This is a genomic window from uncultured Fibrobacter sp. (assembly GCF_947166265.1).
GTDB lineage: Bacteria > Fibrobacterota > Fibrobacteria > Fibrobacterales > Fibrobacteraceae > Fibrobacter.
This window is the reverse complement of sequence record NZ_CAMVDO010000010.1, coordinates 63,039-89,784: the sequence shown is the minus strand read 5'-3', so window position 1 is coordinate 89,784 and position 26,746 is coordinate 63,039. Positions and strand designations below refer to the sequence as shown.

General features: G+C 49.6%; 22 protein-coding genes. 12 read left to right on the top strand and 10 right to left on the bottom strand.

Annotated features, from left to right (window positions below; genetic code table 11):
• Positions 1–52 precede the first annotated feature (52 nt).
• Positions 53–559 (top strand): glycogen-binding domain-containing protein, encoded by a 507-nt coding sequence (locus Q0W37_RS07215; RefSeq protein WP_297700171.1) that lies wholly within the window; start codon positions 53–55, stop codon positions 557–559.
• A gap of 107 nt (positions 560–666) precedes the next feature.
• On the opposite strand, the gene Q0W37_RS07210 is transcribed toward Q0W37_RS07215, so the two are convergent.
• The 6 genes from Q0W37_RS07210 to Q0W37_RS07185 all read right to left on the bottom strand — a co-directional run bounded on the left by Q0W37_RS07210 (position 667) and on the right by Q0W37_RS07185 (position 11,162).
• Entirely contained in the window at positions 667–2,052 is a 1,386-nt protein-coding gene (locus Q0W37_RS07210; RefSeq protein WP_297700170.1) for a hypothetical protein, read from the bottom strand.
• Positions 2,053–2,195: 143 nt separating this feature from the next.
• On the bottom strand, positions 2,196–2,324 hold the full coding sequence (locus Q0W37_RS07205) for a hypothetical protein (RefSeq protein ID WP_297700168.1): 129 nt from the start codon (positions 2,322–2,324) through the stop codon (positions 2,196–2,198).
• Positions 2,325–2,362: 38 nt separating this feature from the next.
• Entirely contained in the window at positions 2,363–5,176 is a 2,814-nt protein-coding gene (locus tag Q0W37_RS07200) for a hypothetical protein (protein WP_297700166.1), read from the bottom strand.
• Positions 5,177–5,245: 69 nt separating this feature from the next.
• The gene (locus Q0W37_RS07195) at positions 5,246–6,814 is read right to left on the bottom strand and encodes an InlB B-repeat-containing protein (RefSeq protein WP_297700164.1); all 1,569 of its coding nucleotides are present in this window, start codon (positions 6,812–6,814) and stop codon (positions 5,246–5,248) included.
• A gap of 227 nt (positions 6,815–7,041) precedes the next feature.
• Positions 7,042–7,191 carry a hypothetical protein gene (locus tag Q0W37_RS07190; RefSeq protein WP_297700162.1) on the bottom strand — a complete coding sequence of 50 codons (150 nt, stop codon included), beginning with the start codon at positions 7,189–7,191 and terminating at the stop codon, positions 7,042–7,044.
• 23 nt (positions 7,192–7,214) lie between these two features.
• A complete protein-coding gene (locus Q0W37_RS07185) occupies positions 7,215–11,162 on the bottom strand; it encodes an InlB B-repeat-containing protein (RefSeq protein WP_297700160.1) in 3,948 nt (1,315 codons plus the stop codon).
• Between the two features lie 300 nt (positions 11,163–11,462).
• Here Q0W37_RS07185 and lysA point away from each other — a divergent pair, with 300 nt between their 5' ends.
• From lysA to Q0W37_RS07170, 3 genes are all read left to right on the top strand, one after another.
• The gene (gene lysA, locus Q0W37_RS07180) at positions 11,463–12,722 is read left to right on the top strand and encodes a diaminopimelate decarboxylase (RefSeq protein WP_297700158.1); all 1,260 of its coding nucleotides are present in this window, start codon (positions 11,463–11,465) and stop codon (positions 12,720–12,722) included.
• Positions 12,723–12,817: 95 nt separating this feature from the next.
• Positions 12,818–14,149, top strand: a complete 1,332-nt coding sequence (locus Q0W37_RS07175) for an FISUMP domain-containing protein (RefSeq protein ID WP_297700156.1) — start codon at positions 12,818–12,820, stop codon at positions 14,147–14,149.
• A gap of 101 nt (positions 14,150–14,250) precedes the next feature.
• Complete coding sequence (locus Q0W37_RS07170; RefSeq protein WP_297700154.1) at positions 14,251–15,420, top strand: ribose-phosphate pyrophosphokinase; 1,170 nt, start codon at positions 14,251–14,253, stop codon at positions 15,418–15,420.
• A gap of 198 nt (positions 15,421–15,618) precedes the next feature.
• Here Q0W37_RS07170 and Q0W37_RS07165 read toward each other — a convergent pair whose 3' ends face one another.
• Together Q0W37_RS07165 and Q0W37_RS07160 are read right to left on the bottom strand one after the other, a co-directional pair.
• Positions 15,619–17,301 carry a putative transporter gene (locus Q0W37_RS07165; RefSeq protein ID WP_297700153.1) on the bottom strand — a complete coding sequence of 561 codons (1,683 nt, stop codon included), beginning with the start codon at positions 17,299–17,301 and terminating at the stop codon, positions 15,619–15,621.
• 83 nt (positions 17,302–17,384) lie between these two features.
• The gene (locus tag Q0W37_RS07160) at positions 17,385–17,951 is read right to left on the bottom strand and encodes an FISUMP domain-containing protein (RefSeq protein ID WP_297700151.1); all 567 of its coding nucleotides are present in this window, start codon (positions 17,949–17,951) and stop codon (positions 17,385–17,387) included.
• Between the two features lie 165 nt (positions 17,952–18,116).
• On the opposite strand from Q0W37_RS07160, the gene Q0W37_RS07155 reads away from it, so the two are divergent.
• On the top strand, positions 18,117–19,022 hold the full coding sequence (locus Q0W37_RS07155; RefSeq protein ID WP_297700150.1) for a LysR family transcriptional regulator: 906 nt from the start codon (positions 18,117–18,119) through the stop codon (positions 19,020–19,022).
• Here Q0W37_RS07155 and Q0W37_RS07150 read toward each other — a convergent pair.
• Positions 19,003–19,410, bottom strand: coding sequence for a hypothetical protein (locus tag Q0W37_RS07150; protein ID WP_297700148.1), 408 nt, complete (start codon positions 19,408–19,410; stop codon positions 19,003–19,005). The two genes, Q0W37_RS07155 and Q0W37_RS07150, sit on opposite strands and share 20 nt — an antisense overlap.
• Before the next feature lie 152 nt (positions 19,411–19,562).
• Here Q0W37_RS07150 and Q0W37_RS07145 point away from each other — a divergent pair, with 152 nt between their 5' ends.
• On the top strand, positions 19,563–20,414 hold the full coding sequence (locus Q0W37_RS07145; RefSeq protein WP_297700146.1) for a TIGR02452 family protein: 852 nt from the start codon (positions 19,563–19,565) through the stop codon (positions 20,412–20,414).
• On the opposite strand, the gene Q0W37_RS07140 is transcribed toward Q0W37_RS07145, so the two are convergent.
• Complete coding sequence (locus tag Q0W37_RS07140; RefSeq protein ID WP_297700144.1) at positions 20,381–20,812, bottom strand: (deoxy)nucleoside triphosphate pyrophosphohydrolase; 432 nt, start codon at positions 20,810–20,812, stop codon at positions 20,381–20,383. The genes Q0W37_RS07145 and Q0W37_RS07140 overlap by 34 nt on opposite strands.
• A gap of 84 nt (positions 20,813–20,896) precedes the next feature.
• Here Q0W37_RS07140 and Q0W37_RS07135 point away from each other — a divergent pair, with 84 nt between their 5' ends.
• The 6 genes from Q0W37_RS07135 to feoB all read left to right on the top strand — a co-directional run bounded on the left by Q0W37_RS07135 (position 20,897) and on the right by feoB (position 26,366).
• On the top strand, positions 20,897–22,096 hold the full coding sequence (locus Q0W37_RS07135; protein WP_297700142.1) for a hypothetical protein: 1,200 nt from the start codon (positions 20,897–20,899) through the stop codon (positions 22,094–22,096).
• Between the two features lie 128 nt (positions 22,097–22,224).
• Positions 22,225–22,770, top strand: coding sequence for a glutathione peroxidase (locus Q0W37_RS07130; RefSeq protein ID WP_297700141.1), 546 nt, complete (start codon positions 22,225–22,227; stop codon positions 22,768–22,770).
• 8 nt (positions 22,771–22,778) lie between these two features.
• Complete coding sequence (locus Q0W37_RS07125) at positions 22,779–23,213, top strand: MarR family winged helix-turn-helix transcriptional regulator (protein WP_297700139.1); 435 nt, start codon at positions 22,779–22,781, stop codon at positions 23,211–23,213.
• Between the two features lie 167 nt (positions 23,214–23,380).
• Entirely contained in the window at positions 23,381–23,803 is a 423-nt protein-coding gene (locus tag Q0W37_RS07120; RefSeq protein WP_297700137.1) for a metal-dependent transcriptional regulator, read from the top strand.
• 11 nt (positions 23,804–23,814) lie between these two features.
• Complete coding sequence (locus tag Q0W37_RS07115; protein ID WP_297700135.1) at positions 23,815–24,054, top strand: FeoA family protein; 240 nt, start codon at positions 23,815–23,817, stop codon at positions 24,052–24,054.
• Positions 24,054–26,366 (top strand): Fe(2+) transporter permease subunit FeoB, encoded by a 2,313-nt coding sequence (gene feoB / locus Q0W37_RS07110; RefSeq protein WP_297700133.1) that lies wholly within the window; start codon positions 24,054–24,056, stop codon positions 26,364–26,366. Before Q0W37_RS07115 ends, feoB begins: the two co-directional genes overlap by 1 nt.
• The last annotated feature ends 380 nt before the right edge of the window (positions 26,367–26,746 follow it).

The following is a 26,746-nucleotide window of genomic DNA, read 5'->3' as shown; positions in this document are numbered from 1 at the left end:
GTTTCTTTTTTTTTTACTATCTTTGGCGTCAAAACAAAGCAAGGAGATGAATATGTCCAAAGGTACAAAGACTGTAGTTGCAAAGCCCGCTGCCAAGAAGTGCGCTTCTAAGGCTTGCGCTTCCAAGGCTGCAGCGAAGCCCGCTGCCGAAAAGAAGGTTGCAGTGAAGGCTGAAAAGGCTGCTAAGGTTGCAAAGCCGGCTGCTGAAAAGAAGTCTGCAGCAAAGGTTGCTCCGAAAGCTGAAAAGGCTTCTGCTAAGGCAGCTAAGCCCGCTGCCGAAAAGAAAGCCGCCGTGAAGGCTCCTGCCAAGAAGGCCGCAGCTTCCAAGGCTCCCAAGAAGGTGACGGTTGTGTTCGAAGCCAACTGCCCGCTCGCAACGACCGTGTCTGTTGCTGGTTCCTTCAACAACTGGGCTGTCGACAAGGACATGCTCAAGAAGGACAAGAAGACTGGTCTCTGGACTGGCAAGGTGACTCTCGACGCTGGCGACTACGAATACAAGTTTGTATGCGACGGCCAGTATTGGGACGAAGGCGACAACAAGGTCAAGCACGTCTAATTGTTCTGCCTTTTATAAAGATCCGACCGAGAATTCGGCCGGATTTTTTTTATAACAAAAACCACCCGCTAGTAAAGCGGGTGGCATTTTAGTATCTGTAAGCTTAGTTACTTGGCGGCGCGATTCATTTCGCGTGCGAAACTGCGCAGGTTCTTGACGAAAGCCTTCTTGGCTTCAAGTGCGTTGGACTTTTCGCCGAACTTCTTGAAGAACTCGTAGTTATAGCCGCTATCGTAATCGTAATAGCTGGAATTGTTCATGAGGCATTCCGAGTATTCCGATGCGATGTCGGTGCAGGTGCCGCCCCTGTAAAGGCAATCGGTGTATTCGCTTTCGAGTTCGCTGCAGTCACCGCTATTGGAAGTGGACTTGCCCTTGGAGAACAGCGAATCCAGCAGGGCTTCGGCGCATTTTTCAAAATCATTTTCGTTGGATTTTTCGTAGTAATCGGCGTAGGTAAATTCGTTGCCGAGAGCGTCTTCTTCCCTTTCCTTGCTGAAGAATTCACCGTATTCGGCCTTACAGGTGCTTTCGGTGACGACGCCCGATTCTTCTTCCAGGGAGCAGGTTTTCTTGCTAGAAGAAATGGTCATGGAAAGTGAACCGGATTCATCTTCGATGGAAACGTTGCCGATATTGATCGAGAGCATTTCGTCTTTGTACTTGAACGTGAGGCTGTTCCTTGTCTGGCTGGTGAGGACGATGTCATACGACTTGAGGGCCTCGATGAGGTCTTCCATGTCGGAGGAATCTTCACTGAAGAGTCGGCTGATGTTCGGAACATCGATACGGCCCCTGCGGAGATCTTCGAGAAGGCTAGTCATGAACCTCGAGTTCGTGTAATCGGTGAAAGTTTCTTCGGTACTGGCAGAGTATTTGGTTGTGGTTGTGAACGAGGATCCCGAAATTTTGACTGTCACCTCTGTGTAGTCGTTCATGTACTCGTCATCAATGCAGCTCAAACGGGCCGCCAGGGTCGGGTTTTCTTCAATATCATCCCAGCTCTTGATTTTGCCGGATTCGTACAGCTTCATGGCTTCTTCATCGGTGAGCTTTCCGCCAGGGACGTTGCTGCAGAGTGTGTAGCACCAGCTCGTTTCTTCGTCGGCGTCGTATTCGCACGTTACGGATTTCCAGGTGCCGTCCAGGTTACCGGCCTTGCCGCCGACAAACATTAAGCCTCTGTCGGAGCAGTAGCTGAAGCTGCTGCTGCAATTTCTGAATATGATCAGGGTGTCGCCTAAGAATTTGTATTTCATGTAGGCCTTTTCATCTCCGAGATTCATTTCTTTCCATGAGTAGGTGTTGTTTTCGTTGACGCACAGGTCCACCTTGGTCTGGACGGTGGTCGTAATGGTCTTGTTCTGGGTGTCGGCGACAAAGGTGCCGGACTCTTCGTAGGTGTAGTTGTCAGAACCGCTGCTGCTGTCGTCGCTGCAAGCGCAGAACAGGGCTGCAGTTCCTGCCAGCATAAGGTGTAGGGATTTTTTCATGATTATCTTCTCCATAAAGTTTGTTTTGTACAAAAGATAGTATTTCGTAAATTTTTGATGGAAAGAAAATAAAAATTTGTTCCAAATCCGATACAAAAAAGGGCGCGCCTAGGCGCACCCTCGTGAATAAGGTGAAATGGGGGTTAGCCTCCTTCGCAACCCTTGCCAATGCCATTATAGCAACTGACTTGCATCAGGTTTGCCTGGTGCTTGAGTTCAACGATTTCCATTTCTGGAGCGGAGTATTCTTTTTTGATTTGTTCGTTTTTCATAGGTAGTTGGGGTTTGGGTTTAAATGTGATGATGGTTGCTATTTTTTCAGGTAAATTCCTTTTGCCCTTGGCTTGCCGATGTTTCTACCCTTGAGGTCGAAGGTGCGGTTGCCGTAGTTTCGGTTGATACGGAATTCGCCTGTGCGCGGGCTGAAGGAGCCAATGACGGTTGTGTGTTCTTCTTCACCCCTGCGGTCAACGATGACTACGTCCATTCTGTCGGGGAGTTCTTCGTCGATAGATGCGATCGAAGATTCTTCGCCCTTGGGTACCGGGGCGTTGTTCGTAACTTTTCCTCCGTAGAACAGGTAGGCTCGCATCGGCTTGATGAATGACCCCGGAGAGAACTTGATGAACTGCCCTGCATCATAATGTTTTCCGGCCTTTGAATCGAAGGGGTATGCGGAAAATCCGTAGATGCGTCCAAGGTCTTTACTTTCTTTATTCCATTCGGTATAATCGATGGTGCCAATCAAGGTCCAATCTTCTACTGTGGTAATAGGCTTGTCGGTGAGTTTCCTTAGTACAACGGGACCATTGATTTGAAGGGTTTGCTTGTTCATTTGTACGATATAGGGTGTATAGGCTTTGATTCTTGAAACACTTGCTATTTCGACCTGCAAGGCTTTTGTCGTTTCGTTACGACGGACTCCTACAAATTCAAAGACATTGGATTCGGAAACTCCTTCCAATTGGTCTAGTTCGGCGTCAAAAGGCAACATTAGCGTTGAATAGTTATTTCCGTTGGTAATGGGGAACTTGCGGTTAAATATGACGGTATCGATGGAAATTTCTTCAGGCTTGAAAGCCTCTTTTTCGATATAGTCTCCGTCTAATGTTGCGTATGTTTTCTTGTTCATCATGAAGACGTCTACAAATGCGAAATTGGCCGGTTTTTCTGCAATGATTGTAGAAACCGTTCCTTCGCTGATGTAGAAGTTCTCGGAGTAGTCGACCTTGAAATGAATGGTGTAGAATCCTGGATCTATTGCTACGGGAACATCCTTTTCGTAGTTAATCCCGTCTAGGCTGTAAAGCATCGTACCGTATTCGCTTGAACCGGGTATGATGAGTTTCTGCTTTTCACCAGTAAAATTAAGCACCTTTGCTATTGCCTGGGGTGGCGTTAGCTTCATGTTCTTGTCGATAATTGCAGTGACGTTTCCAGAGGTTTCGTAACAATTCTTGGAGTCTATCACCTTGTAATTGATTTTGTAATCCTTGGGTTCTTTTCCGGTGGGAATTTGAGTGCTGTATTCTTTTCCTAAAGAGTATCCCAGACAGGCACTCGGTTCTCCCGGTATGATGAGTTCCTGCTCCTTACCGCTGTATGCAAGCAACTTAGCCCTGGGTTCGGTTACGGTCGCCCTTTCAATAAGTGACTTGAAATCCCCGTATTCTCTAGAATTCTTGCTCACGCAATGTTCAAGGTCCACCTTGTAGGTAACGTAATATTGATCGGCATTTACGGCTTTAGGAATTTCGGTGCTGAAATGCTCCTTGTCAAGACTGTAGCTTATGCAGGCGTTGGGTTCTGCATCAGTGAGTTCTTGCGGTTCGCCGTTATACGTAAGCGTTATTCCCTGAGGCTCTGGCGCGATTCCCTTTTCGATTGTCGAACGGAAATCTCCGTTGAATTTGTCGCTAACGCAATTTTTACGGTCTAGCTCATAGAAAATAACGTATTGCCCGATTTCAACTGCCGTGGGAATTTTCCTGCTAAAATCGTCGAGACTGGTCGGATTTTCGCCCAGGTAGTAAAGCAGGCAAACGCCGGCCGGACCTGGTGTTACAAGTTCCTGAGCCTTGCCGTTGTATTCAAGAATCCTTCCGGTTAGAGTGTACGGCGTAACTTCTAGCGGCTTGATTTCGATGGGGAACGGTTCTACTTTTGCAGTGAATTCTGCGTAGTTCTTGGTTTCTTTTACCTGTTGGTATATGTAATATGCCCCTGCATCTGTGGCGGTGGGAATTTCTTCGCTGAAGTTCTTGCCGTCTAAACTATAGAGCGTCGGGCCTGAATTGGCCGAACCTGCTACCACAAGTTTCTGTGCTTTGCCGTTATATACGAGGCCCTTTATTCCCGTAGCCATTGTGACCGTCGGCTTGGCTTTGCCGATAGTCACCTCGATTTGTCTTATTTCTTCATCGGAGTAGCAGTTGGGATTCAGCTTGTACCAGACTGTGTAGGTGCCTGCGTTTACGGCGGTGGAAATTTTTTCGCTGTAGTTTGTTTCGTCGGTGCTGTAAACTACGGAGCAAATGCTGTTGTTGGTTGAGGCTGCTGTAACGAGTTCCTGCGATTTTCCGCTATAGGTAAGGTTCTTGGCCTCGGCTTCGGTAGTAATCTTTGCTTTGGCCTTTGCGATAGTTACCGAATAGGTTCCATGGTATGCTTCGTAGTTGTCGGTTGCTTTCACCCACACGTTGATGAGATATTGTTGTGCGTTTGTTGCGGTAGGTATTTCTTCGCTAAATTCAGAGCAGTTGCTTCCGGATAGTGACTTGCATAAGCGGTAAAGCATTGGGCCTGAGTTGGCCTCACCTGCGACTACGAGTTCTTGCGGAGAACCGTTAAATTCAAGGTTTTCTATTGGTGTGGGGGCGCTTACGGTCGGGGCGATCTTTTTGATGGTCGTTTCGACGGATCCGCTGACGCCGCTGTAGTTGTCTGTTTCTTCGACCTTGTAGTAGACGGTGTAAGTTCCTGCGTTTATGGCGGTAGGTACGCTTTGGCTGTAGCTTTCGCCGTCAAGACTGTAGAGCATTTTACCGTTGCTTGTTGAACCCGCTATTACGAGATTTTGAGAACGGGTGTTGTATTCAAGGTCCCTTGCTTTAGGTGCTGTCACCGTCGGAGTCTTCTTTATAATATTGAAATTTAGGGTGATACTACCACCGTATTCGCCTGTTTTGTTATATTATATCGAAGCTTTGCCCACCTTGGTGTTGTTCGTGTAGGAAAGGCTGAATTTATTTGTGATATCTGTCGTGCCGTCCATGACGGTAACCGCGGGCTTTATCTGGCTACCCGTAAAGATTTGGTCGGGGATTTCGCTGAAGCTGATCCCTGGATAGGTGGCGATATCTTTTTGCCAGAAGGCTTCGAAGCTTTTGTTTCCGGTGGAACCTTTAGGGATGGATGTAACATATTCTGAACTGGAGCTCCATCCGTAGAAAATGTAACCATCTTCCGTTGGGGTGGGGAGCGTAATTTCGTCTTTGACCGTATAGGTTAGGGGAGTGTTCTGAGGAATTGTTCCGTGACCGTTCAGGTTATATTCGATGTTGTAATTACGCAGCGAATCAGACACGGTGGCGACCGTGTCACGTGTCATTTTGATAGTGGCCTTGTTGCCCGAGGTGTAGACCGCTGGGGTGCTTGACGCAAGAGCGAATTTGCAATAGTAACCGTTGTCGGTGGTAAACTTGATGCTTACGTTGGTTCCGTTTTGGTAATAGCCTTCGTTGTCAAAGGTGAATCCCGACGATGCTGAAATGGCCGTTTTGCAAACGTTAGAAGAACTGTTTGTCAGTTTTAATCTGAAAATGTTCGAACTGGAGGAGTTGTAGTAGTAATTGTTTGAAACGCTACAATTTGTACAAATGCTACCGTAGATTTGTCCGTAATTGGTAGAGCCGCTAACGGTTGTTCCTATGACGATATTGTTTCCTATAGTTCCAGATGAATTCCCGAAGTTACCGATGATTCCGCCCACGGAACTATTGCCGGTTACGGTACTGGACCTGACTTCGCAATTAGTCACCTTAGGAGATCCCGTTGCCGCAAATCCTCCGGTGATGGCACCCCTGTTGTGGAGAATGTTGCCCAAAATTTTGGCGCCGGTCACTTGGCAACTATCTATGGTTCCAGAGTTTTCGCCTGCAATACCTCCGGCGAAAGAACTTGCGCTCGAACTCACGTTTCCTTCGATGCTGTTGGTAATAGAGATCGTTTCGACCTTGCAGTTCGAAATGGTTCCGAAGTTATGGCCGGCGATGCCACCCATGTAAAGATGCTTTGTAGTCGATAGCACATTGTTGGCAAGTTCGTTAATCGTGACATTTTTAAGATGGACTTTTTCGATCGTTCCTGTATTGTAACCGAAAAGTCCGCAAAATTGATTGACGCTTACATCATCATAACAATTGAGCTTGAGACCTGTGATGGTATGGTTGTCCCCATCAAATGTTCCGTTAAAAGGTTTGGAAGAAGTATTTCCAATACTTGTAAACGTTTGATTGCTGAGGTCAAGGTCTGCTGTGAGCTTGAAAGTTTGCCTGCCTAAATCGCCGTTGTTCGTGACGGATGCAAGTGCTTTCAGGTCAGTTACGTTTTGAATAAGGAATACTGGACTATGGTCTATGACAACTTGTTCGAAATCATAGTCGCCAATCTTTGTTCCCCACGAGGTAGCCGTGGCGAGTAGTAGGATAAGTATTGAAAGTCCTAGGCGGACAGGGCGAGGTGTTTTGGGGGAGGTTCTCATGGGTGGCTCCTGTTGTTGCGAACAAACGCGTTTTTGGGGGTAGTTTATGCGGAATGAATATAAAAATCGTATATTATGCTGTCAAATCAACGTGGCAATTTGGCGAACACTCGCGAGAGCGATCCTTTTACAGGTTGTTTTCGTTTTGTGTAAAACAAACGTGTGTAACATTGAATAAAAAAGGGGTGCGCTTGAGCGCACCCTCGTGAATAAGGTGGAGATGGGGGTTAGTTCGCAAATCCTCCCTTGTATTCTGTTGGATCGGGACAGTTTACACCAGGGATGCAGCTGACTGACATCAGGTTTGTCTGATGCTTGAGTTCGACAATTTCCATATCTGGAGCGGAGTATTCTTTTTTGATTTGTTCGTTCTTCATAATTGTATTTGGTTAGAGGTTAATTACTTTTTTAGGTAGACGCCCTTGGCCTTGGGTTTGCCGCTGATGCCGCGGCCCTTGAGGTCGAAGGTGCGGGTGCCGCGGTTCATGCGAATTTCGCCGGTGCGGGTGTCGAGAGTGCCGATGACGGTTGTCTTCTCTTCGTCTTCACGGCTGACGATGACCACGTCCATGCTTTCGGGAAGATCCTCTTCGATAGAGGCGATGGGAGCAGCGTAAACGCTCGGTTCCGGAGCATTTTTCTGCTGTGAGCCATCATAACGCAAGTATGCGCGCAGGGGATCGATATAGACCCATTCTCCGAACTTGACAAACTGTCCTGTGGAGATACCTGATGAGGGAACGCCGTATCCTGCAAAACCGTAAACACGTCCGCATTCATCGCAGTTGCTTCCTCCCCATTCCTTGAATTTGAATGTGCCGACAAAGGACCATTTGCCTTTAGTTACGACATTGTGTTTTTCTGACGTGATTGTGACGGGACCTGAGACTTCCAACTTGGAGCTTTTCATCTGGATCATATAAGGCATGTTGGCTGTGAGCGTGACATGTTCTTTATCTGTGTCAGCCCATACTTGGTAAACTTCAACCTGTGCGACGCCAGTTGTCTGGTTCTTACCGACGCGGGCGAATTCCATAATGTTGGCAACACCGGACAAATTTTCTGTGCTTACTTCGAAGGGGAACATTATTGTTGAGTAATTGTTTCCTTCAGTAACGGGGAAGCCTCGGCTTATTTTGACGCCATCAACATCAATGTCTGCGTTTAGGTCGAATGCGTCTCCGTTGCCAGAACTTTCAATAATCGCGTATTTTTTGCCGTCAACCTCGTTTATTGAAAGAAATGCGGTTTGAGTGCATTTTCCAGGAATTGTAACCTCAATTTCTCCACCATCGAAACCGTAGTAGTTACTTGTTTCTTCAATGTAATAGTGAATGGTATATGTTCCCGAATTTCTTGCGTTAGGTATATTTTCGCCGAAGTACTGTTTGTAATTTACACCACTCCATTTATATTCGTATTGCAACATGCCTACGTCAGTTGAACCTGCTATTAAGAGTTCCTGTTTTTCTCCGGTGTAGGAAAGTGTCTTTGCTACGGGTAGAATGACATTCGGGACGGCTTTTTTGATTTCTACCGTAATTGCGCCGAGTATGGCGTTTCCATTCATTTCTTTATAGTAGACGGAGTATGTTCCTGCACTATAACCGGTGGGAATTGATGATGTAAAGTTAGCGCCATTGGTACTATAGAGTATGCCGTTTGCGGATGTTCCTGCTGTTACAAGTTCCTGCTCTTTGCCATTGTAAGTAAGATCTTTGGCTTCTGGGGCGACGAACTGCACTTCGATAATGTTGAACGTCCTTGTGGTGGAGCCCTTGTAAAGGGTGCTGGTAGATTTTGCCGAGATGGTCACGGTCGCTTCGCCAATTGCGGTGTTGTTGGAATAGGTAATATCGAAATGGCTTGTAATATCGGTTTCTCCGTCCAATACTGTGATTTTGGGGGTGACCGGGTTGCCATTTTTCCATGCTTGGTCTGCAATCTCGTTAATGGTGATGTCAGCGTTTGTGGCGATGTTCTTTTTCGGGGCGACAATATTGAACGTTTTTGTGGTGGAGCCCTTGTAAAGGGTGCTGGTAGATTTTGCCGAGATGGTTACGGTCGCTACACCGATATTGATGTTATCGGAATAGGTAAAGTTGAAATGGCTTGTGACATCTGTCGAACCGTCCATCACCGTGACTGCGGGTTCGAGGACGTCGCCCGTGTATTCCAAATCATCAATTGTGATGGTGATATCGGGATTGTTGGCAATATTCTTTTTCTCGCCGAGAATAGTGAAAGAGACTGTCTTTGTGCCTTCGTACTTGGTGCCGGTTTTTGCAGAAATCGTTACTGTTGCAATTCCTGCGGCAGTGTTGTTTGAATAAGAAATGTTGCAAGAACTGGTAATGTCGGTTGTTCCGTCCTTCACCGTAATGCTAGGAGTGATAGCATTTCCCGTATAGGCCTGGTCGGGAATCTCGTTCACGGTGATGTTGCTGTTTGTGGCGAGGTCGATTTTCCATTGTGCGTAGAGATTGACTGTTGCGTTGTTCACGTTGGTAAGATTAGAAACCCTCTGGCCGTCTGTATAGGAAGTTCCGCTGCCATCGGCATTCGTAGTCCATTTGATAAAGCTGCCGTAACCTGTAGCCGGTGTAAACGTATTGGAGAGGAGGTTACTGGATTCATTATACTTGAGCAACTGGGTTTTCGTGTTGCTGGAGCCGTCATTGGCGTAGAATTTAACATAATAGGTGTTTAGATTCCACTTGGCATAAAAGTATTTGTTGCCGGAAGAATTTGCCGGAATCGAATTCACTGAAGAGCCTGTTAAACTAGAATTTGTGAACCATCCGCCAAAGTTATAGCCGGTTCTGGTTGGGGTAGGGAGTGTGATTGTAGAAGATTCATAGGTGTACGAAGTCGGCGCGTTGGAGGGATTTGTGCCACTGTTCAGGTAATAGGTAATGGAATAGGCTGTTGGAGTCCACTTGGCGTAGTAGGTCTTGTTGCCTGTTGTGGAAGCTGCGTTGAAAGAAGAGACCGAACTGCCGCTAAAGCTTGAATTTGTGTACCAGCCTCCGAAAGAGTAGTAGCTTTTTGTTGGTGTTGGAAGGTCGACGGTTCCGCTGTTTGGCGTGTAGGATGTCGGTGCACTAGAAGGGTTTGTGCCGCCATTGAGTTTGTAGGTAATGGTGTAACTAGGAAGCGACGTTGTTACGTTGGAAACGGTCACGTTTTTGCTTGGCATCGTAAAATAGGCCTTGCCACTCGAATAAGTGACTGTTGCGCCGCTTACGGTATAAGTGGCTGTGTAGCCTGAAGGAAGATTTGTGTAATTAAGGTATACTGTAGCTCCGACGGCTGCGTATGGTACATTATCTTGAGAGCCTTCCGGGTTATGCGACATGACGGCGTGTCCTGATGTAGTGACATTGCTTACATTGAGTATCACCCTAAAAACGGCTTCGCCCTTTCCAGATACATCTTTGAAACTGTTGCTACTACTACCAAAAGCGACATTGCTAGTCTTCTCAACATTGTTGAACTTCATAGAATTGTAGTAGTTGCCGGTGAATGTTCCGCTTGTCTGATCGATTCCGGCAATCGCACCGTAATTAGAATAGCCGCTTACATTGTTTCTAATGGAAAAGTTGTATTGAACCGTGCCAACGGTGGCTTTTCCGACAATGCCTCCGGTGTAGGAAGTGTACTGAGCGCCCTTAATTGTAACAAGATAGGCTTCGCAATTGGTTATCTTGGCGGATGAATTAGTTGTGTTGAGTCCAACGATGCCACCGGCGTAGGTGGTATATGATGAAGATGATGATGCAGTAGATGTTACGGTAACATTTTCAACCTTGACCGAGGAAATGGTGCCGGTATTCGCTTCCGCGACGCCACCCACAGAAAGTCCCTTTACGGAGCCTCCTATTATCTTGGAATCTTGAATCGTACCGTCATTTATACCGGCAATGCCACCAGCGGAACCGTTTGCAGAAATGCTGGGAGCGTCTAGATAGACATCTTCGATTATGGCCGAACTAGAAACTTGACCAAAGAGACCGACGGGCCAGGCTCGATCTTGCACATTGATTGTGAGACCGCTGATTTTGTAGTTTCCGCCGTAGTATTTTCCGGCAAACTTTATAGTGTTGTTGGCAGAGCCTTGCTCAAACCCAATGGGGGTGAAATTGCCACTCAAGGTAATGTTTGTGGTCTGTTTGAAAGACTTACCTGATGTCGATCCCTTGCCGTTCACGTATGCGGCCAGATTGTTCAGGTCGGTCGCGTTTTGAATCAGGTAGTAACCGTTATCGTACGTGAAGCTGTAGCCGCCGAGATTAACGATAGACGCGCCCCAAGATGAGGCCGTGGCTAGCAGTGTCAGGAGCAGCAATAGTGCTGTCCATGAGAAAGGTGAGGTTTTTTGGGGTCTCATTAGGTTGCTCCAATTTTTTGTGACAAGTTTGTTCTTTATAGTTTATGCTCGCTGAATATATATTTCTTACGAAAAGGTGTCAACGGGCGTTTTGGGGTGACAACACATATTTCCCCTATGTAATGGCCCGAAAAGTCCATTATCTTTTCATTTTTTGTAAAACCATGCCGCTCATGGGCTTATTGCAGCCCGATGTTGGCTAATTTGGGGTGTATGGGGTGTTCGCGCGGCCTCTGCCTTTTTCTACATTTCGCCCGTATGAATTATTCTATTCCTCAAGAAGTTTTTGTGAAGGCAGCCGAACAGTACGGCACCCCCCTCTGGATTTATGACCGCGCTACGATTGAAAAGTGCGTGAAGGATGTCCAGGTATTTGACACCGTTCGTTTTGCCCAGAAGGCATGTCCGAACCTTTCCGTGGTTTCGCTCATCCGTAAGCTCGGCTGCGTGGTCGATGCTGTTTCGGCTGGCGAAATCGTGCGCGCCCTCAAGGCCGGCTTCAAGGGTGGAGTTCAGAAGGGCAAGGCTCCCGAAATCGTCTACACCGCAGACATTTTCGACCGTGACGCTCTTGAACTCGTCAAGGAACACAACATCGCCGTGAACGTGGGCTCGCCGGACATGATCCAGCAGCTCGCCGATTTCGGCGTGAAGTCGGAACTCACTATCCGCGTGAACCCGGGCTTTGGCCACGGACACTCCCGCAAGACCAACACCGGTGGCGACCTTTCGAAGCACGGTATTTGGCACGAACAGATCAAGGACTGCATCAAGCTCGCGCAGGCCAACGGCATGTGGATTACAGGACTCCACATGCATATCGGTTCCGGCACGGACTTTGAACACCTCGCTCAGGTGTGCGACGCCATGGTCGATGCTAGCCGTCGCCTGGGTTCTCATTTGCGCACCATCAGTGCAGGGGGCGGCCTCCCGATTCCGTATCACGAAGAAGACAAGGGCAACCGCATCGACGTGAAGGCCTACTACAAGCTGTGGGACGATGCCCGCAAGCGCATCCAGCAGAGCATTGGCCACGAGGTTCACCTTGAAGTGGAACCGGGTCGCTACCTGGTGGCCGAGAGCGGTTACCTGATGGCTGAAATCCGCGCCGTCAAGAAGCAGGGCGACAACCTGTTCTACTTGGTGGATGCTGGCTTTACCGATCTCGTTCGCCCGAGCTTCTACGGCAGCTATCACGGCATTTCCATCATCGCCCGCGACGGTCGCGAACTGAACGAAACGGTGGACGCCGTTGTGGCAGGCCCGCTCTGCGAATCCGGTGACGTGTTCACGCAGGAAGAAGGTGGCTTTGTGGTGACCCGCAAGCTCCCGAAGGCGAAAGTCGGCGACTTGCTGATTCTCCATGACGCAGGCGCCTACGGGGCTGCCATGAGCAGCAACTACAATAGCCGCCGCTACGCCGCCGAGACCATGTACACCAACGGTGAACTGAAGGTCGTGCGCGAACGCCAGACTTTTGAGCAGTTGATGCAAAACGACAGGATTATCGATTTCTAATTCAATAACATAAAATCAATCCTTAGTGAATAAGGCATTGAAGAATTTCAAAACCGGCAATTTGATTTGTCGGTTTTTTATTTAAATTTGCAAACATGAAAAACGTTGTTTTGAAAGTTTTATTTTGTCTAATTCCATTCGTCTTTGTTGCCTGCGGCAACGATTCAAGTGAATCCTCCCCTAACGAAGCTAGCGTCAACCAAGGCGACGAACCGGGAAGCACTTTGGCAAAACCATGTAATGACAATGGTGTCAACAACTGTGTATATGGAACGCTAGAAGATGCCCGTGACGGCAAGGTCTACAGAACCATAACCATCGGGAACCAGGAATGGATGGCCGAAAACCTGAATTTTGCCGCCCACAACAGCTTTTGTATTCAAAAGGATAATTGCAAGGAGAACGGCCGTCTCTATTCCTTCGGCGCCGTTTACGACACCAGTTCTACCCACTGCGTATACGAAAAGCTCTGCGATGTCGAAACGCCTATTCAGGGCGTATGCCCTTCGGGCTGGCATGTTCCTTCATTGGAAGAATGGAAAAGTCTTTTCCGCGCAGTAGGCGGGAAAAAAGGCATAAAGCTCCTTTTTAAGGATAGCGCATGGGGGGATGAATTTTCTTATCATGACGCTTACGGATTTGGCTTGGCACCGTCTCCCAAGCAGGACTTATACTCGCGGCAAGAGTTCTTGGTACTGGCATACGAGTATAATTCGCCAGATGGTTATGAAGATATGCTTGGCTACCGCTCTATCGACCAAGATGCCATGGGGAGTATCATTGGCGGTTACGATTACTTTATACCTCTCGGGTTCAATGTACGCTGTCTGCGGAACAAGGATGGAGAAACCGGAACAACCAGCCAAATGGTAGCAGAAACGGAAACGCGTACCAAGGCATGGGACTACTTGAATCCGACAATAGAATACGGAACAATGGAAGATTCTCGTGACGGCCAGGTTTACAAGACCGTGATGATGGGCGAAGATACATGGATGGCCCAGAACCTGAACTACAATACCGGCGATGGGCAAAGCACCTGCTTCAACGACGAAGACGCATCCTGCGAAAAGTTCGGTCGTCTTTATACTAGGGAACTCGTGCACTCTGAAGACGTGTGCCCGGCCGGATGGCATATCCCTACCAGCGAGGAATGGTATGCGGTAATGACGCTTACCAAGATTGATGGTAAAGCTTATGAGTCCCGTCTTTTTGCGAAGGATGCATGGTACAAGCTTTATCCGGATTCCATCGAAACGAGCGACGAATTCGGATTTTCAGCGCTTCCTGCCGGAAACCTCTATACCGAAACAATTTTTGCCGAAGAGAAAGGATATATTACCACCTTTTCCACTCATTCTTCCAATATCAGGATTTCAAATGATTCCCTTGTTTCCGTCCGCTGTGTGATGGATGAGGAAAAATAGGCAAACCCCTTTTAGAAGACTATTATAAGTTGAAACTGCTCTAGATTCTATCTATATTTGTGCCAACCCAATTGGTTCAACCCTTAAATCAAGGCAACAAAATGTCAGATCGTTTTATCGTGACCGGCAACTTCACCGATGATCCGTTCGCCATCGACATGGCCCAGTACATCGGACTCCGTGAAGACATTTCCGACATGGTCTCTCTGAAGACCTTCGCTAACTCCGAATTCTGCCCCCGCTATATGCTGGACGTGGATGACATGGAACATATTGGCCGCCGCTTGGAAGGCAAGATTGTTCTGATTTGCTCGGTCTCTAACCATGAACGCAGCCGTAACGACTACGCCATGCGTAACTGCATTCTGGCGCGCGCCGCCAAGGACAATGGTGCCGAACAGGTCGTCTTGGTTGAACCGGATCTTTTCTACAGTGCCCAGGACCGCGGTCCGCACCGCATCGGCGAACTCGAGAAGGACCGCCCGGACATCGACTTGAAGAAGTTCGACGGCCAGGCTTTCACTAGCCTTCTTTACGCCCAGCTCCTCAAGACTTCCGGCGTCGACGCCGTGGTTACCGTTCACAACCACAGCATCAAGGTGCAGAACCTGTTTGCTGAAATCTTCGGCAAGGACAATTTCCATAACCTGATTCCGACGGACGTCTACGCCCACTACATCAAGAACAGCAACTTTGTTCAGACTGGCAAGGACGGCAACAACCTCGTGATCGTTTCCCCGGACAAGGGCGCACGCCCGTTCATGAACGCCGTTTACGAAGCGCTCGACCTGCCCGAATGCAAGCGTGTGGTGATGGACAAGGTGCGTACTGGCGAACGCGAAATCAGCATGACTTTCAACCCGGAACTTTCCGACATCAGCATCGAGGAAATCGAGGGCAAGGACGTGATCGTGTTCGACGACATGGTTCGTACTGGTACGACGATTGTGCAGTGCTGCGAACACATCAAGAAGGGTAACCCGAACCGCGTTTGCTTCGGCGTGACGCACTTCCACACGAGCCCCGAAGCCCGTGAAAAGCTCAACAGCCACGCTATCGACGAAATCCTCACGACCTCGACTCTCCCGGATATCATGAACCGTGACTGCCAGGGCCGTCTCCGCAAGAAGCTCACCGTGATGAAGCTCGGTAAGTGGATTGCTCGCCACGTGATGCAGATGTACGGCTTGGATGACGGTCGCTTCGAGAAGGACTTCTACAAGATCGATATGTCCTCCAAGAACCCGCGTTGGCCCCCTCAGTTTTTTTAATGTGAGCGACGCGTCTCGCTAATGCGCTTAAAAGGCTCCCCTTGCGGGGAGCCTTTGCTGTTTCTAGGGTGGAGTACTTTAAAGACCGTTCGGCTCAAATGAACCTAGACAATGTGATATCGCCTCACTCTCGCAGCCACGACTCGTCAATACGAGTCGCTTGCTGCTCACAAAGCCCGTTCGGGCTATTCGTTTTGTTTACATCGCCTGCAGCAGGAATATCGCGAGCACTTGTCCGCTCAGGATTCGTAGCAGCATGGTGAGCGGGTAGACCGAGGCGTAGCCGATGTTGACGGCTTCGCTGTTGGCCTGGCCGTTTGCGAAGGCGAGTGCGGGCGGGTCGGTGGTGGCGCCTGCGAGTACACCGCAGAGCGAGAGGTAGTTTACCTTGAATACCAGGTGTCCGACTGTCGCGACAATGGCAAGCGGGATAAAGGTGATAAGGGCTGCAAGTCCCATGTAGTAGAGCCCGTCGCCGTGCAGGAGGACGTCGAAGAACTTGATGCCTGCGTTGAGTCCTACGCAGCTGAGGAAGAGCGTGAGGCCGAATTCGCGGAGCATGAGGTTTGCGCTGTTTGCCATGAAGAAGTTCAGCGGGCCGATTTTTCGTTTGCGGCTGAGAAGGATAGATACAATCAGCGGGCCGCCGGCAAGACCCAGCTTAAGCGGGGTCGGCATCCCTGGGAGGGCGATGGGAATGCTTCCGACAATGACTCCTAAGAAGATGCCCAGGAACGCGGGCAATATTTCGGGGTGGTCGAGTGCGGTGAGGGAATTGCCCAGTTCCTTTGCCGCGGCTTCGATGCCTTCGGCAGGGCCGACGATTTTTAGCTTATCTGCAAATTTGATGCGGAGGTCGAGGCGTCCCGTGAACTTGAAACCGCTGCGGGTCACGCGACTCACGTTTACGCCGTAGCGTTCGGCGAGCGCGAGCGATCCGATGGTCCTTCCGAGAATCTTCTTGTTCGTTACGAGAATGCTTTTAACCTGAATCGGTTTTGCGGTATCCGAGGCGAATGTCGTGATGGGCGTTTCGAGGCGCTTTCCGATAATCTTTTCCATGGCGGTGACTGCTTCGGGCATTCCTACGATGTGAAGCTTGTCCCCTTTTTCGATAACCGTCTTTCCGTTCGGCGTGAAGATGCTTTCGCCGCGCAAGAGGCGTGTCACCACGACTCCGCTCGAAATCAGGTCGGGAATGTCTTTCAGCATGACTCCGAAGAGGTTCTGGTTGTCGACCGTGAGGCTGCAGGATTCTATTTCTTTGCTTGTGGCGGCGATTTCTGCCGTGTATTTTTCTGCCGCCTTGTTCGGATCTTGCCTAAAGATGATGCGAACAAGGATCATTACCAGGATGATTCCGATGACGCCGAACGGATATGCAACAGCGTACCCGATGCCCGTAAGGGATGTGTCCACCCCGGCCGCGGCAAAGGCTGAGTTAGCGGCTCCTAGGGAGGGCGTATTCGTGACGGCGCCACAGAGCATTCCTATGAGCACGGGTACGTTGTTATGCATATCGGTAAGAAAGTACAGACAAAGCGTGACGATGACGCCGAGCAGCACGATGCTTGTCGAAAGAATGTTCAGTACAAGTCCGTGGCGGCGAATAGAGTCCATAAAGCCGGGCCCCACCTGCATGCCGATGGTGTAGACGAAAAGGATCAGGCCGAATTCCTGTATGAAATGCAGGACGTTTCCTTCGACACGGAGACCGAGGTGTCCGAGCAGGATGCCCACGAAAAGCGCTCCCGCCCCGCCAAGGCTGATTCCCTTGACCTTGATTTTACCGACCATGAGGCCGACTGCAGCCGTAAGCGCAATCGCCACAACCTGTTGCCCCACCGAGGGCTTTGTGAATAATTCGATTAGCCAAGTCATAGTTTAATCTGGTTAGTAATTAAGAATTAAAAATGAAAAACGCATGCGGGGCAAAGATAAAGGTAATAATTCCGAAATCCGAATTATTTTTTTATGCAACGGACAGAGGCGAAGATATTCTTATTGTAGTGTTCGTAGGTGATTCGGGTGTCGGTGATGCGCACGAGATATGCCCTGGAATCGTCGTAGCTGTTGTTTGTCCAGAAGCTTGCGCTTGCGCCCTTGTCGGCGAATTTTCCGTCGTAGTACTTGAATCCGGCGAAAATGGCGTTGAAACCTGCGGCGTCCTTGAGGGTGGAGGGGTCCTTGTCGGCAAAGGCCGCCTTGTAGTCGTCAAGGGAGGGAAGAGCCCATCCGGTGGGGCATACAGCGCCCGTGGCCGAGGCGTAAGTGTAAAGGCGTCCGTCCGAATTGCAGTTGTCGTGGTTGTTACCGTAGCAGATGCTGGAATCAGGAGTGAAAACGTCCAGGTTTTCGGCCATCCAGACCTTTTCGCCTAGGTTTACGGTCTTGTAAGTTTTTTCGGGGCAGACGAGCGTGTGTTCGCTTTCGTTGTAGGTGCATTCACGGTTGTCTCCGCAGGCGTTAAGGGCGATTGCTGCGGTCAGGGGAAGTGCTGCGATTGCGACTTTATTGAAAAGCTGTTTCATAAATATTCCTTTTTTTGTTGCCGTTTCAGTCGGTCTTTCTTGTTTTCGGTCGCAAAATTAAAATTTCTTTTTGATATTGACTAATAAATAATTTATATTCTATTCATCAATATTTTTGATGAATTGCCACGCAGGTGGCTAAATTGAAATAAAAAGGAAAGTTTTATGGAGCTGACTCATATCAAATATTTTTTGGAAGTCGCGCGTACCGAGCATGTCACGCAAAGTGCCAAGAACCTTTGCATTGTGCAGCCCGCGCTTACCCATGCCATCCACAGGCTCGAAGACGAGCTCGGCGTAAAGCTTTTCAAGACGAGTGGCCGTAACGTCAAGTTGACGGAAGCGGGCGATTATTTTTACAAGAAGGTGAAGCCCCTGTACGAAGATATCGAGGCGTTGCCGGCAAGACTGCGTGCCAAGTCAGACAAGCAGGCGATTACGGTGAGCGTGAAGGTGCTTGCGGCGTCTTCGTTCGTGGCGAACGCGATTATCCTTTACAAGAAACAGTCTCCGGCTCTCCGCTTTTACCTGGTTCAGAAAGAGGAATCATCGCTGTACGACATTTGCGTGCAGACCTATTCGAACTACCGTCCGCAAGAAAATCCGGACGAAGAAACTTTTGTATGTAGCGAAAATATCTACCTCGCCGTTCCGAATACGGCGCAATACAAAAAACGTGACAGCATTTCGCTGCACGAACTGGGTGATACGAACTTTATCGGACTTTATGGCTCCAAGCAGTTACACAAGATATGCGACGATTACTGCGAACGAATCGGGTTTAATTCGCACGTGGTATTCGAAAGCGACAACGCGCTTGTGGTGAAAGATGCCATTGCAAGTGGCCTTGGAGTTGGATTCTGGCCGGAATTCTCGTGGGGAAAAGTCAACAACCGCAAGATTCGCCTGCTAAAAATCACCGATGCCGAATTCAAGCGCGATATCGTGATTACGCTTCGCCGCGTAAAGCAGGACAATTCGCACATCGAAGGTTTCTACAAGTTCCTTGTCGGAATGCTGAAGCGGGCGTCCCGTCGGCAGCATCAGCCCGTTACGGCCAAAGAGCGCTGAGCGAGGCGGGCGGCTCGAAACAGTACTTGACGATTTCGGAGACGGTCCTTGTGTAATGCTGCAAGGCGACATCCTGTTTGTCGGTGCGGCTTGAGTAATTCAACTTGTTGTGGTGCCCGAAAACGTTGTAGCGCCTTCCCTGTTTTCCGTTGTCGATTTCGAAGCGGATCGAGGTGTCGGTCGGAATTCCCGGAATGTTGACGGTGTGGCGGATGATGGTCTTGTCGCCTACCTGCGAAACGGTGATGAGGTTCTGGAGGTCGAGCTCGTTGAGTTCCATCAGGTCGAAGTAAGCCTCGGAAGTTGCCTGGCGGATGTTTTCGGCGATTTGCGGGTTTTCGTTGGACGGGACGTTTTTGACGGCGTTGTTCTGTGTCGTATTGTTCATGTCGTTTCCTTCTTTTCTTACTATATCGACTTGAAAATGAAAAATGTCAAATGATTTGGGGCGTTTGGAAAAATGGCGCTTTAGAAGTGCTTTGACAAAAACAGAGCCGCAGTCGATATATCTTTATAAAGTATCGTTAATAAGGACCATTTATGTCAAATAAAAATTTTAGGGAAAGAAACGTTGAAATCTTTGAAGATACCGCGAGGCGTTGCCACGAAAATGCCCGCCTGTCCCGTTCGATTGCAAATTCTATGAAGCTTGAACGGTTTACGGGCGCAGGTGAATGTGTCGATGCGGGAAACCTGAATGTGTTTGCGGATCCGGCCTGCATTCGTGTCTCGAAAAAGCGGACCTTTGAGGCGGCCGAAGCGTATGCGGGGACTAAGGTGGCCGTACTCAATTTTGCAAGTGCCTCTAGCCCCGGTGGCGGCGTCGAGGAAGGGGCGGGTGCCCAGGAGGAATCGCTTTGCCGCTGTTCCACGCTATTCGATTGCCTTTCGACTAAGAAAATGGCGGAACTTTTCTATAAGCCGCATCGCCGTAACAGGACTCCGCTGCATAACGATGATTGCATCTATACGCCGGGTGTCACGGTTTTCAAGACGGATACGGTTTTCCCGGAACTGCGCGATGAATCGGAATGGTTCGATGTCGACGTAATCACCTGTGCGGCTCCCAACTTGCGCTACTGTAGTCGTAGCGGGGATCGCTATGTGGATAACTTTAGCGAAATCACCGTATCCGATGCGGAACTCAAGCAGTTACATAAGCAAAGGCTTCGGCGTATTCTGGACCTTGCCGTTATGAACAAGGTCGAAAGTGTCGTGCTGGGGGCCTTTGGCTGTGGCGCTTTCCGGAATGACCCTAGAATTGTGGCGGAAGCGACCGTAGAGACGATTGCCGATTATCGCTATGCCTTTAGGAATATTGAATTCGCGGTTTATTGCAGGCCGGAAGACGATCTTAATTATAGGGTGTTTGGCGATGCGTTGCTCAAGTGATTTTCCAACGCCTTGACGACCTTAACGTCGGCGGGGAGCCAGTTTACCGAATGTAGCTCTGCGGGGGTGAGCCAGCGTGATGCCTCGTGTTCGAGAAGCGTCGGTGTGCTCCCGTCTGCGAGCGTGCAGAAGTAGCAGTGCATGGTCAGGTGGAAAGTGGGATAGTCGTGTTCCACGGTGCAGAGGAATTCGCCTACGTTCACGTCGATGGCGAGTTCTTCCTTGAGTTCGCGGGCGAGTGCCTGTTGCGGGGATTCGCCGGGCTCCATTTTGCCACCCGGGAATTCCCAGCCGTCTTTTTGTTCGCCGTAGCCGCGCTGCGTGGCAAAGAACCGGGCTCCCGCTGAATGTGGCGCCCCGTCGCAAATAATGCCTGCAACGACTTCGATTGACTTCATGGCCGCAAATGTAGAAAAGAGTTGTCTCTTTCACCCATAATTGTATATATTTATGTTGTTTAGCCGCTTAGGAGGAAACGTAAAATGTTGCAGATAGAAAAGTTTTTCGCATGTAGCGTAATTTGCGCCCTGTCTTCGACGATGTTCATTGCTTGCGGTAATGACTCGGCCTCATCTAGCGCGGATGACCCGGCTTTGTCTAGCAGCTCGGCCTCGTCTAGCTCTGGCGAAGATACTCGGTCTGTGATAGACAGCTTGATGGATGTCTATTCGATTACAGTTGAAGATGACAAACTGGTAATGTCTTTCGACGATACCGTTGACAAGAAAAAACAGGTGATTTCTTTCAAAGAAAAAGTTATGCCTTCTTGGATGTGTCTTGTTGAAAATGAAAAGTTTCAGTGGGGCATAGTAGATGAATCTTTTAAGATGGATCCCTATAAATACCTGTTTGTAGGAGATTCCTTGGTTCTGTTTTATGGGAGATCCGGCGAATCTTTTGAAAGTTCGGGCCTCATGTATGTCGGAGGATCTGCTGGAAAAATTGAAGGTACGTGGACTCCTACGTCTTGTACATACAGAGAATATGAAAAAGAGACGGTGTGTCGCGATGGAGATAGCCGGATAGGCATTGATATAAGAATTGCGAAGAACACCTTCTCGTTTATGGCTCCTGGTGGTGTGCCTAATGTGTTGGATTCTTCAGATGTATTGGAACTCAAGCGTGTTAATCTACGGTACGGGAAAAATGGTGTTCGAACCTATCTGTATAAATCGCTTTATACCGGGAAAGTTGTCGAATTCTATGCTGCAAGTGAAATTGTGTCTCCTTATATAACTGATGATCAAAGAGCGATTCCTGAGTATACTGATGAACTGCTAGAAGCCCTTGGTATAGAAAGCCTTTCGATTACGGATACCGGAGAAACGTTCAAAATTGGCGGAAAAACGTATTCTGTAGAAATTACTAGAGCGGAGTATTTGGATGGCGGGGACTATGAATCTAGCCTATTTGCTGAACTGCAGGTGACATCGGATAGTACGACTTGTACCTATTATGACGAACGTACCAAAGAAATTCCCAAGTTCCTGTGCTCAGAAGAAAATGCCAAGTACATCAAGGATCTTACGGACAGTGTAGATGCGTCCGGTAATGCTTTTACCCTCGCGCATAACTATGAAAAGAATAACAAGACGAAATTCTTTGCTTGCCTGAAAAAGATTCTTCCGGAACCGACTGGTACGGCTAAAAAATTCGATAAATTGACCGAATTCGACTTGTAGAATCGACCATAAGCTTATTTTTTGCTTTCTGCTATTGCTTTTTCTAATTTAATTTTATAAAATTGAATTGTGTACAATTAAATAAGGTGCGACTAAGCGCCGACACCTACAAAAAACGGAGGCTCATTATGGCAACCATCTACGATTACACGCTCACCGACGGAAAAGGGAACGAAGTCCCGCTCGCAAACTTCAAAGGCAAGGTGATGCTTATCGTGAACACGGCGACCGGTTGCGGCTTTACCCCGCATTACAAGCCCATCGAACAGATGTATTCCGACTTTCACGACAGGGGCTTTGAAGTCATCGATATTCCCTGCAACCAGTTCAAGGGGCAGACCCCCGGCACCGACGACGAGATCCACGAATTCTGCACGCTCAACTACGGCACCGAATTCCCGCAAATGAAAAAGTCCGACGTGAACGGCCCCGATGAACTCCCGCTCTACACCTATCTGAAATCGCAGAAGGGTTTTGAAGGATTCGGTTTTGGCGTAAAGGCCGCCGCCATGGCGCTCCTGCTCAAGAGTATCGACAAGGATTACAAGAAAAATCCCGACATCAAGTGGAACTTCACTAAGTTCGTGGTCGATCGCGAAGGCAACGTAGTCGCGCGATTTGAACCTACCGCCGACATGGACGATGTGCGTGCCTGTGTGGAAAAGTTGCTCTAGGAGTTCCCATGAATTGCCCCCAGCTAAAACTCGAAAACCAGCTGTGCTTTCCGCTGTATGCCGCGTCCAAGGAAATTACGCGCCGCTACGCCCCGTACCTGGAACCGCTCGACCTCACGTACACGCAGTACATTGTGATGCTCGTGCTCTGGGAAGAGAAGAAGTGCAACGTCTCTGAACTCGGAAAAAAGCTGTTCCTTGATTCGGGCACGCTCACCCCGCTCCTGAAAAAGCTCGAAGCCAAGGGCTACATCCAGCGCACCCGTGAAGAAACCGACGAACGTTGCCTTTCCGTAAGCCTTACCCCCGAAGGCGAAGTGCTCAAGCGCAAAGCCGCAAGTGTTCCCAAGTCCATGGCCAGCTGCGTCAACCTCTCCGAAACCGAAGCCAAAACGCTGTATAAGTTGCTGTACAAGATTTTGGACGGATTTGAGGTGGGATGAATTGACAAATGCGTTTGAGATAGTTGCCCCTACGAGCTGACGAGCCGGGGAACGCCCCTTTGGGCCCCCATTTTTCGCAGTTTAGCCTTTACTAATTAGCCAAGGCTTTCTAAATTTAGCTATGACTAATATATAAGGTGTGTTTTTTGTCTAATCGGAGCTGTCCTATGGAACAAGTAAAGTTAAGTCAGAGCCTTGAAGACTACTTGGAAATGGTGCACATGCTGCGCCTTGCGAACGGGATTGCCCGTGTCCGCGACATTGCGGCGGCGCTCAAGGTCAAGATGCCGTCGGTGGCGAAGGCGGTGATTGAACTCAAGAAGCTGGGCCTGGTGACGCAGGAACCGTATAGCGGCATTGAGCTCACTTCGGAAGGTGCGCTTGTGGCGTCTCAGATTCTGAACCGTCACATTCTGCTGAAGAGTTTCTTGATCAAGCTCGGCGTGTCCGAGGCGATTGCCGACAAGGATGCCTGCTGCATGGAACACATTCTTTCGGCGGAGACTCTCGAGAAAATCGAGGAATTTGTGAACACGCCCAATGAATCGGCGAAAAAGTCAAAGACTGCCGCTAAATCTACGAAAAAGTAAATCGTTGGTGTATGAATAACGAACCGAAGTTTTCGGAACTCAAGAAAGGCGACAAGGCCGAAATTATTGGATACAACACGGGTGATTCTCAATACAAGTCCAAACTTTTGTCGATGGGGCTTGTGCGTGGTGTGGTGCTTGAAGTTTTGCAGGTGGCCCCGCTCGGCGACCCGGTTGAGGTCAGCGTGCTTTCGTATAGGCTTTCGCTCCGCAAACAAGAAGCCAATGTGCTTAAGTTGAGGAGAGTCTGATGCCTATCGAGAAAGAGATTTTTACGATTGCGATTGCGGGTAACCCGAACTGCGGAAAGACTGCGCTCTTTAACTCGCTGACCGGCTCGAACCAGATTGTGGGCAACTGGCCGGGCGTGACCGTCGAAAAGAAAGAAGGTCAGTTCAAGCTCGACAACCACACGATTCGCGTGGTGGACTTGCCGGGCATCTACGCGCTGTTTGCAAACTCCGAAGACGAACGCGCTGCTCTCGATTACCTGCTCAAGGGCGAAGCGGACCTGGTCGTGAACATTCTAGATGCGACGAACCTGGAACGCAACCTGTTCCTCACGAGCCAGCTGATGGAAAAGGGCGTGCCGATGGTCTTGGCGGTGAACATGATGGACATCGCGGCGAGTCGCGGCATTCATGTGGACCTGCACAAGCTCGAAGAAATCCTCGGCGTGACGGCGATTGGCCTCACGGCGGTCTCGCCCAAGAGTTGCGAAGGCTTCGTGAACGATTTGCATAAGTTGCTGCACAACAGCCGCGAGCTTCCGCTCCCAAAGGCGGTCAAGCATTCCGAAGTCCTTGAAAAGCTGATTGAAGAAATTGCGGTGTCGCTCAAGCCCGTAGCCGAAAAACTCGGCGCAAGCCCGCGCTGGACGGCGGTGCAGTACTTGGAGCATAGCGGGCGTGTGTTGGAACTTGCCGATGAACTTGGTATCGAAATTCCGCACGACAAGATTGAAGAGGACTTGGGCGAAGAGGTGGAATTTGCGCTGGCTGATTCCCGCTATTCCTACGCCCGCGACATCGCGAAGACGGTCATCCGCGACAACACTACCAAGCGTACGCGAACCGACAAGCTCGACAAGCTCTTCCTGAACCGCATCCTGGGAATTCCGCTTTTCCTTATTGCGATGTATCTGGTGTTCTGGTTTGCGGTGAAGGTCGGCAGTGCGTTCATCGATTTCTTCGACATTTTGTTTGGCGGAATTTTCGTGGACGGCATGACGGAACTCCTGACAAAAATCGGTGCGCCGGGCGTTGTCGTGGCGCTGTTGGCGAACGGCATTGGTACGGGTATCCAGACGGTGTCAACGTTCATTCCGGTCATCTTCTTCATGTTCCTTTGCCTTTCGTTCCTCGAGGATTCCGGCTACATGTCGCGCGCGGCGTTCGTGGCGGATCGCTTCATGCGGTTCCTCGGGCTCCCGGGCAAGGCGTTTGTGCCGATGATTGTGGGCTTCGGTTGCTCGGTGCCGGCGCTCATGGGTACGCGTACGCTCGAAAACAAACGCGAAAGATTCTTGACGTTGTTCCTGGTGCCGTTCATGAGCTGCGGCGCACGCCTCCCGGTGTATGCGCTTTTCGGTGCGGCGTTCTTCGGCGAAAGCGCGGGGACGCTCGTGTTCGGAATTTACCTGACGGGCATCGTGATTGCCCTGATTTACGGCCTGCTCTTGCGCCATACGATTTTCATGGGCAAGGAATCGACGTTTATCATGGAACTGCCGCCTTACCATTTGCCCAAGGTGCGCAACCTTTTCCGCCATGCATGGCTCCGCCTCAAGGAATTCGTTTTCCGTGCGGGCAAGGTTGTGCTCATCATGGTGACTGTCCTTGGCTTTATGGGCTCCGTCGGCACAGACGGAAGTTTCGGCAATGACAACAACGAAAAGTCGGTGCTGAGTGCCGTGGGGACGGTGATTACGCCGGTGTTCGAACCCTTTGGCGTCGAACGCGATAACTGGCCCGCTTCTGTGGCGCTCTTTACGGGACTCTTTGCGAAGGAGGCTATTGTCGGAACGCTCAATTCGCTGTATGCCATTGAGGGGACGGACGGTGCTGTTACTGAAGAGAACGCGGCCCTTCGACAAGCTCAGGGACCTGAATCGTCGTTTAGCCTGAAATCGACGGTAAAAGACGCTCTCGTGAGTGTTCCCACGAATCTTGTAGAAGTCTTTACCTCGATCGCGAACCCGCTGGGCGTCAAAGCTGCGATTGAAGAATCTGAAGGTGCCGGAAACGAAGGCGCGTACAAGACGATGCAGGCGCATTTCAACCTGGGGCGTTTCCAGGTGCTGGCCTACCTGCTGTTTATATTGCTCTATGTGCCGTGCCTTGCCGCCATGGGAACCGCCTTTCGCGAACTTGGGCGTTTTTACGGAACGCTCATGATGGTGCTCCAGACGGTCATCGGCTGGAGTTTATCGGTGTTGTTCTTTCAGGTGACCTGCGGACATTCCGTCGCGTTGATTTTGACCTCGGTGGTACTCCTCGCCGGAGTGGTCGTCGCGCTTATCGCCATCGGCCGCGACCAACGCAAAAAGAAAGTGTTCGAATAAGGCCCTTCGGCAGGCTCAGGGACCTTATCGGTTGGTGTGTTTGTTACCACTCAGGGACCTTTGTGAGTTTTGCAGAAATCCATGACGCTCGCTCATTGCCATGCGAGCGTGGTTGTGACTCTCGTTTACGGGGTCTTAGGGGGTGGGCCCCCTAGGCGAGAGGGTAACGGCAGACGCGGCGATTGCCTGGCCGCTAAGCGAACATTCATCAGCCGAAGGCTGAGGCCATGTTTGCGTGCGGAGCAGGCTGAGCCGTGGCTGGAGTGAGGGAGAGTCTTCTCCCTTTCATCGTTTACGAAATTTGTAAATCAAACGTAATTCTTTACATTTTTTGAAATTTGAAATTTGGCTGAATTTTGCAATTCAGCTTTTGTTTTACA

Coding starts and splice junctions, on each gene's coding strand:
- lysA (WP_297700158.1), top strand. CDS start 11,463: ATGAATTATTCTATTCCTCAAGAAGTTTTTGTGAAGGCAGCCGAACAG.
- feoB (WP_297700133.1), top strand. CDS start 24,054: ATGCCTATCGAGAAAGAGATTTTTACGATTGCGATTGCGGGTAACCCG.
- Q0W37_RS07215 (WP_297700171.1), top strand. CDS start 53: ATGTCCAAAGGTACAAAGACTGTAGTTGCAAAGCCCGCTGCCAAGAAG.
- Q0W37_RS07160 (WP_297700151.1), bottom strand. CDS start 17,951: ATGAAACAGCTTTTCAATAAAGTCGCAATCGCAGCACTTCCCCTGACC.
- Q0W37_RS07125 (WP_297700139.1), top strand. CDS start 22,779: ATGAATTGCCCCCAGCTAAAACTCGAAAACCAGCTGTGCTTTCCGCTG.
- Q0W37_RS07130 (WP_297700141.1), top strand. CDS start 22,225: ATGGCAACCATCTACGATTACACGCTCACCGACGGAAAAGGGAACGAA.
- Q0W37_RS07175 (WP_297700156.1), top strand. CDS start 12,818: ATGAAAAACGTTGTTTTGAAAGTTTTATTTTGTCTAATTCCATTCGTC.
- Q0W37_RS07150 (WP_297700148.1), bottom strand. CDS start 19,410: ATGAACAATACGACACAGAACAACGCCGTCAAAAACGTCCCGTCCAAC.
- Q0W37_RS07115 (WP_297700135.1), top strand. CDS start 23,815: ATGAATAACGAACCGAAGTTTTCGGAACTCAAGAAAGGCGACAAGGCC.
- Q0W37_RS07135 (WP_297700142.1), top strand. CDS start 20,897: ATGTTGCAGATAGAAAAGTTTTTCGCATGTAGCGTAATTTGCGCCCTG.
- Q0W37_RS07145 (WP_297700146.1), top strand. CDS start 19,563: ATGTCAAATAAAAATTTTAGGGAAAGAAACGTTGAAATCTTTGAAGAT.
- Q0W37_RS07170 (WP_297700154.1), top strand. CDS start 14,251: ATGTCAGATCGTTTTATCGTGACCGGCAACTTCACCGATGATCCGTTC.
- Q0W37_RS07195 (WP_297700164.1), bottom strand. CDS start 6,814: ATGAGAACCTCCCCCAAAACACCTCGCCCTGTCCGCCTAGGACTTTCA.
- Q0W37_RS07165 (WP_297700153.1), bottom strand. CDS start 17,301: ATGACTTGGCTAATCGAATTATTCACAAAGCCCTCGGTGGGGCAACAG.
- Q0W37_RS07210 (WP_297700170.1), bottom strand. CDS start 2,052: ATGAAAAAATCCCTACACCTTATGCTGGCAGGAACTGCAGCCCTGTTC.
- Q0W37_RS07140 (WP_297700144.1), bottom strand. CDS start 20,812: ATGAAGTCAATCGAAGTCGTTGCAGGCATTATTTGCGACGGGGCGCCA.
- Q0W37_RS07155 (WP_297700150.1), top strand. CDS start 18,117: ATGGAGCTGACTCATATCAAATATTTTTTGGAAGTCGCGCGTACCGAG.
- Q0W37_RS07190 (WP_297700162.1), bottom strand. CDS start 7,191: ATGAAGAACGAACAAATCAAAAAAGAATACTCCGCTCCAGATATGGAA.
- Q0W37_RS07120 (WP_297700137.1), top strand. CDS start 23,381: ATGGAACAAGTAAAGTTAAGTCAGAGCCTTGAAGACTACTTGGAAATG.
- Q0W37_RS07205 (WP_297700168.1), bottom strand. CDS start 2,324: ATGAAAAACGAACAAATCAAAAAAGAATACTCCGCTCCAGAAATGGAA.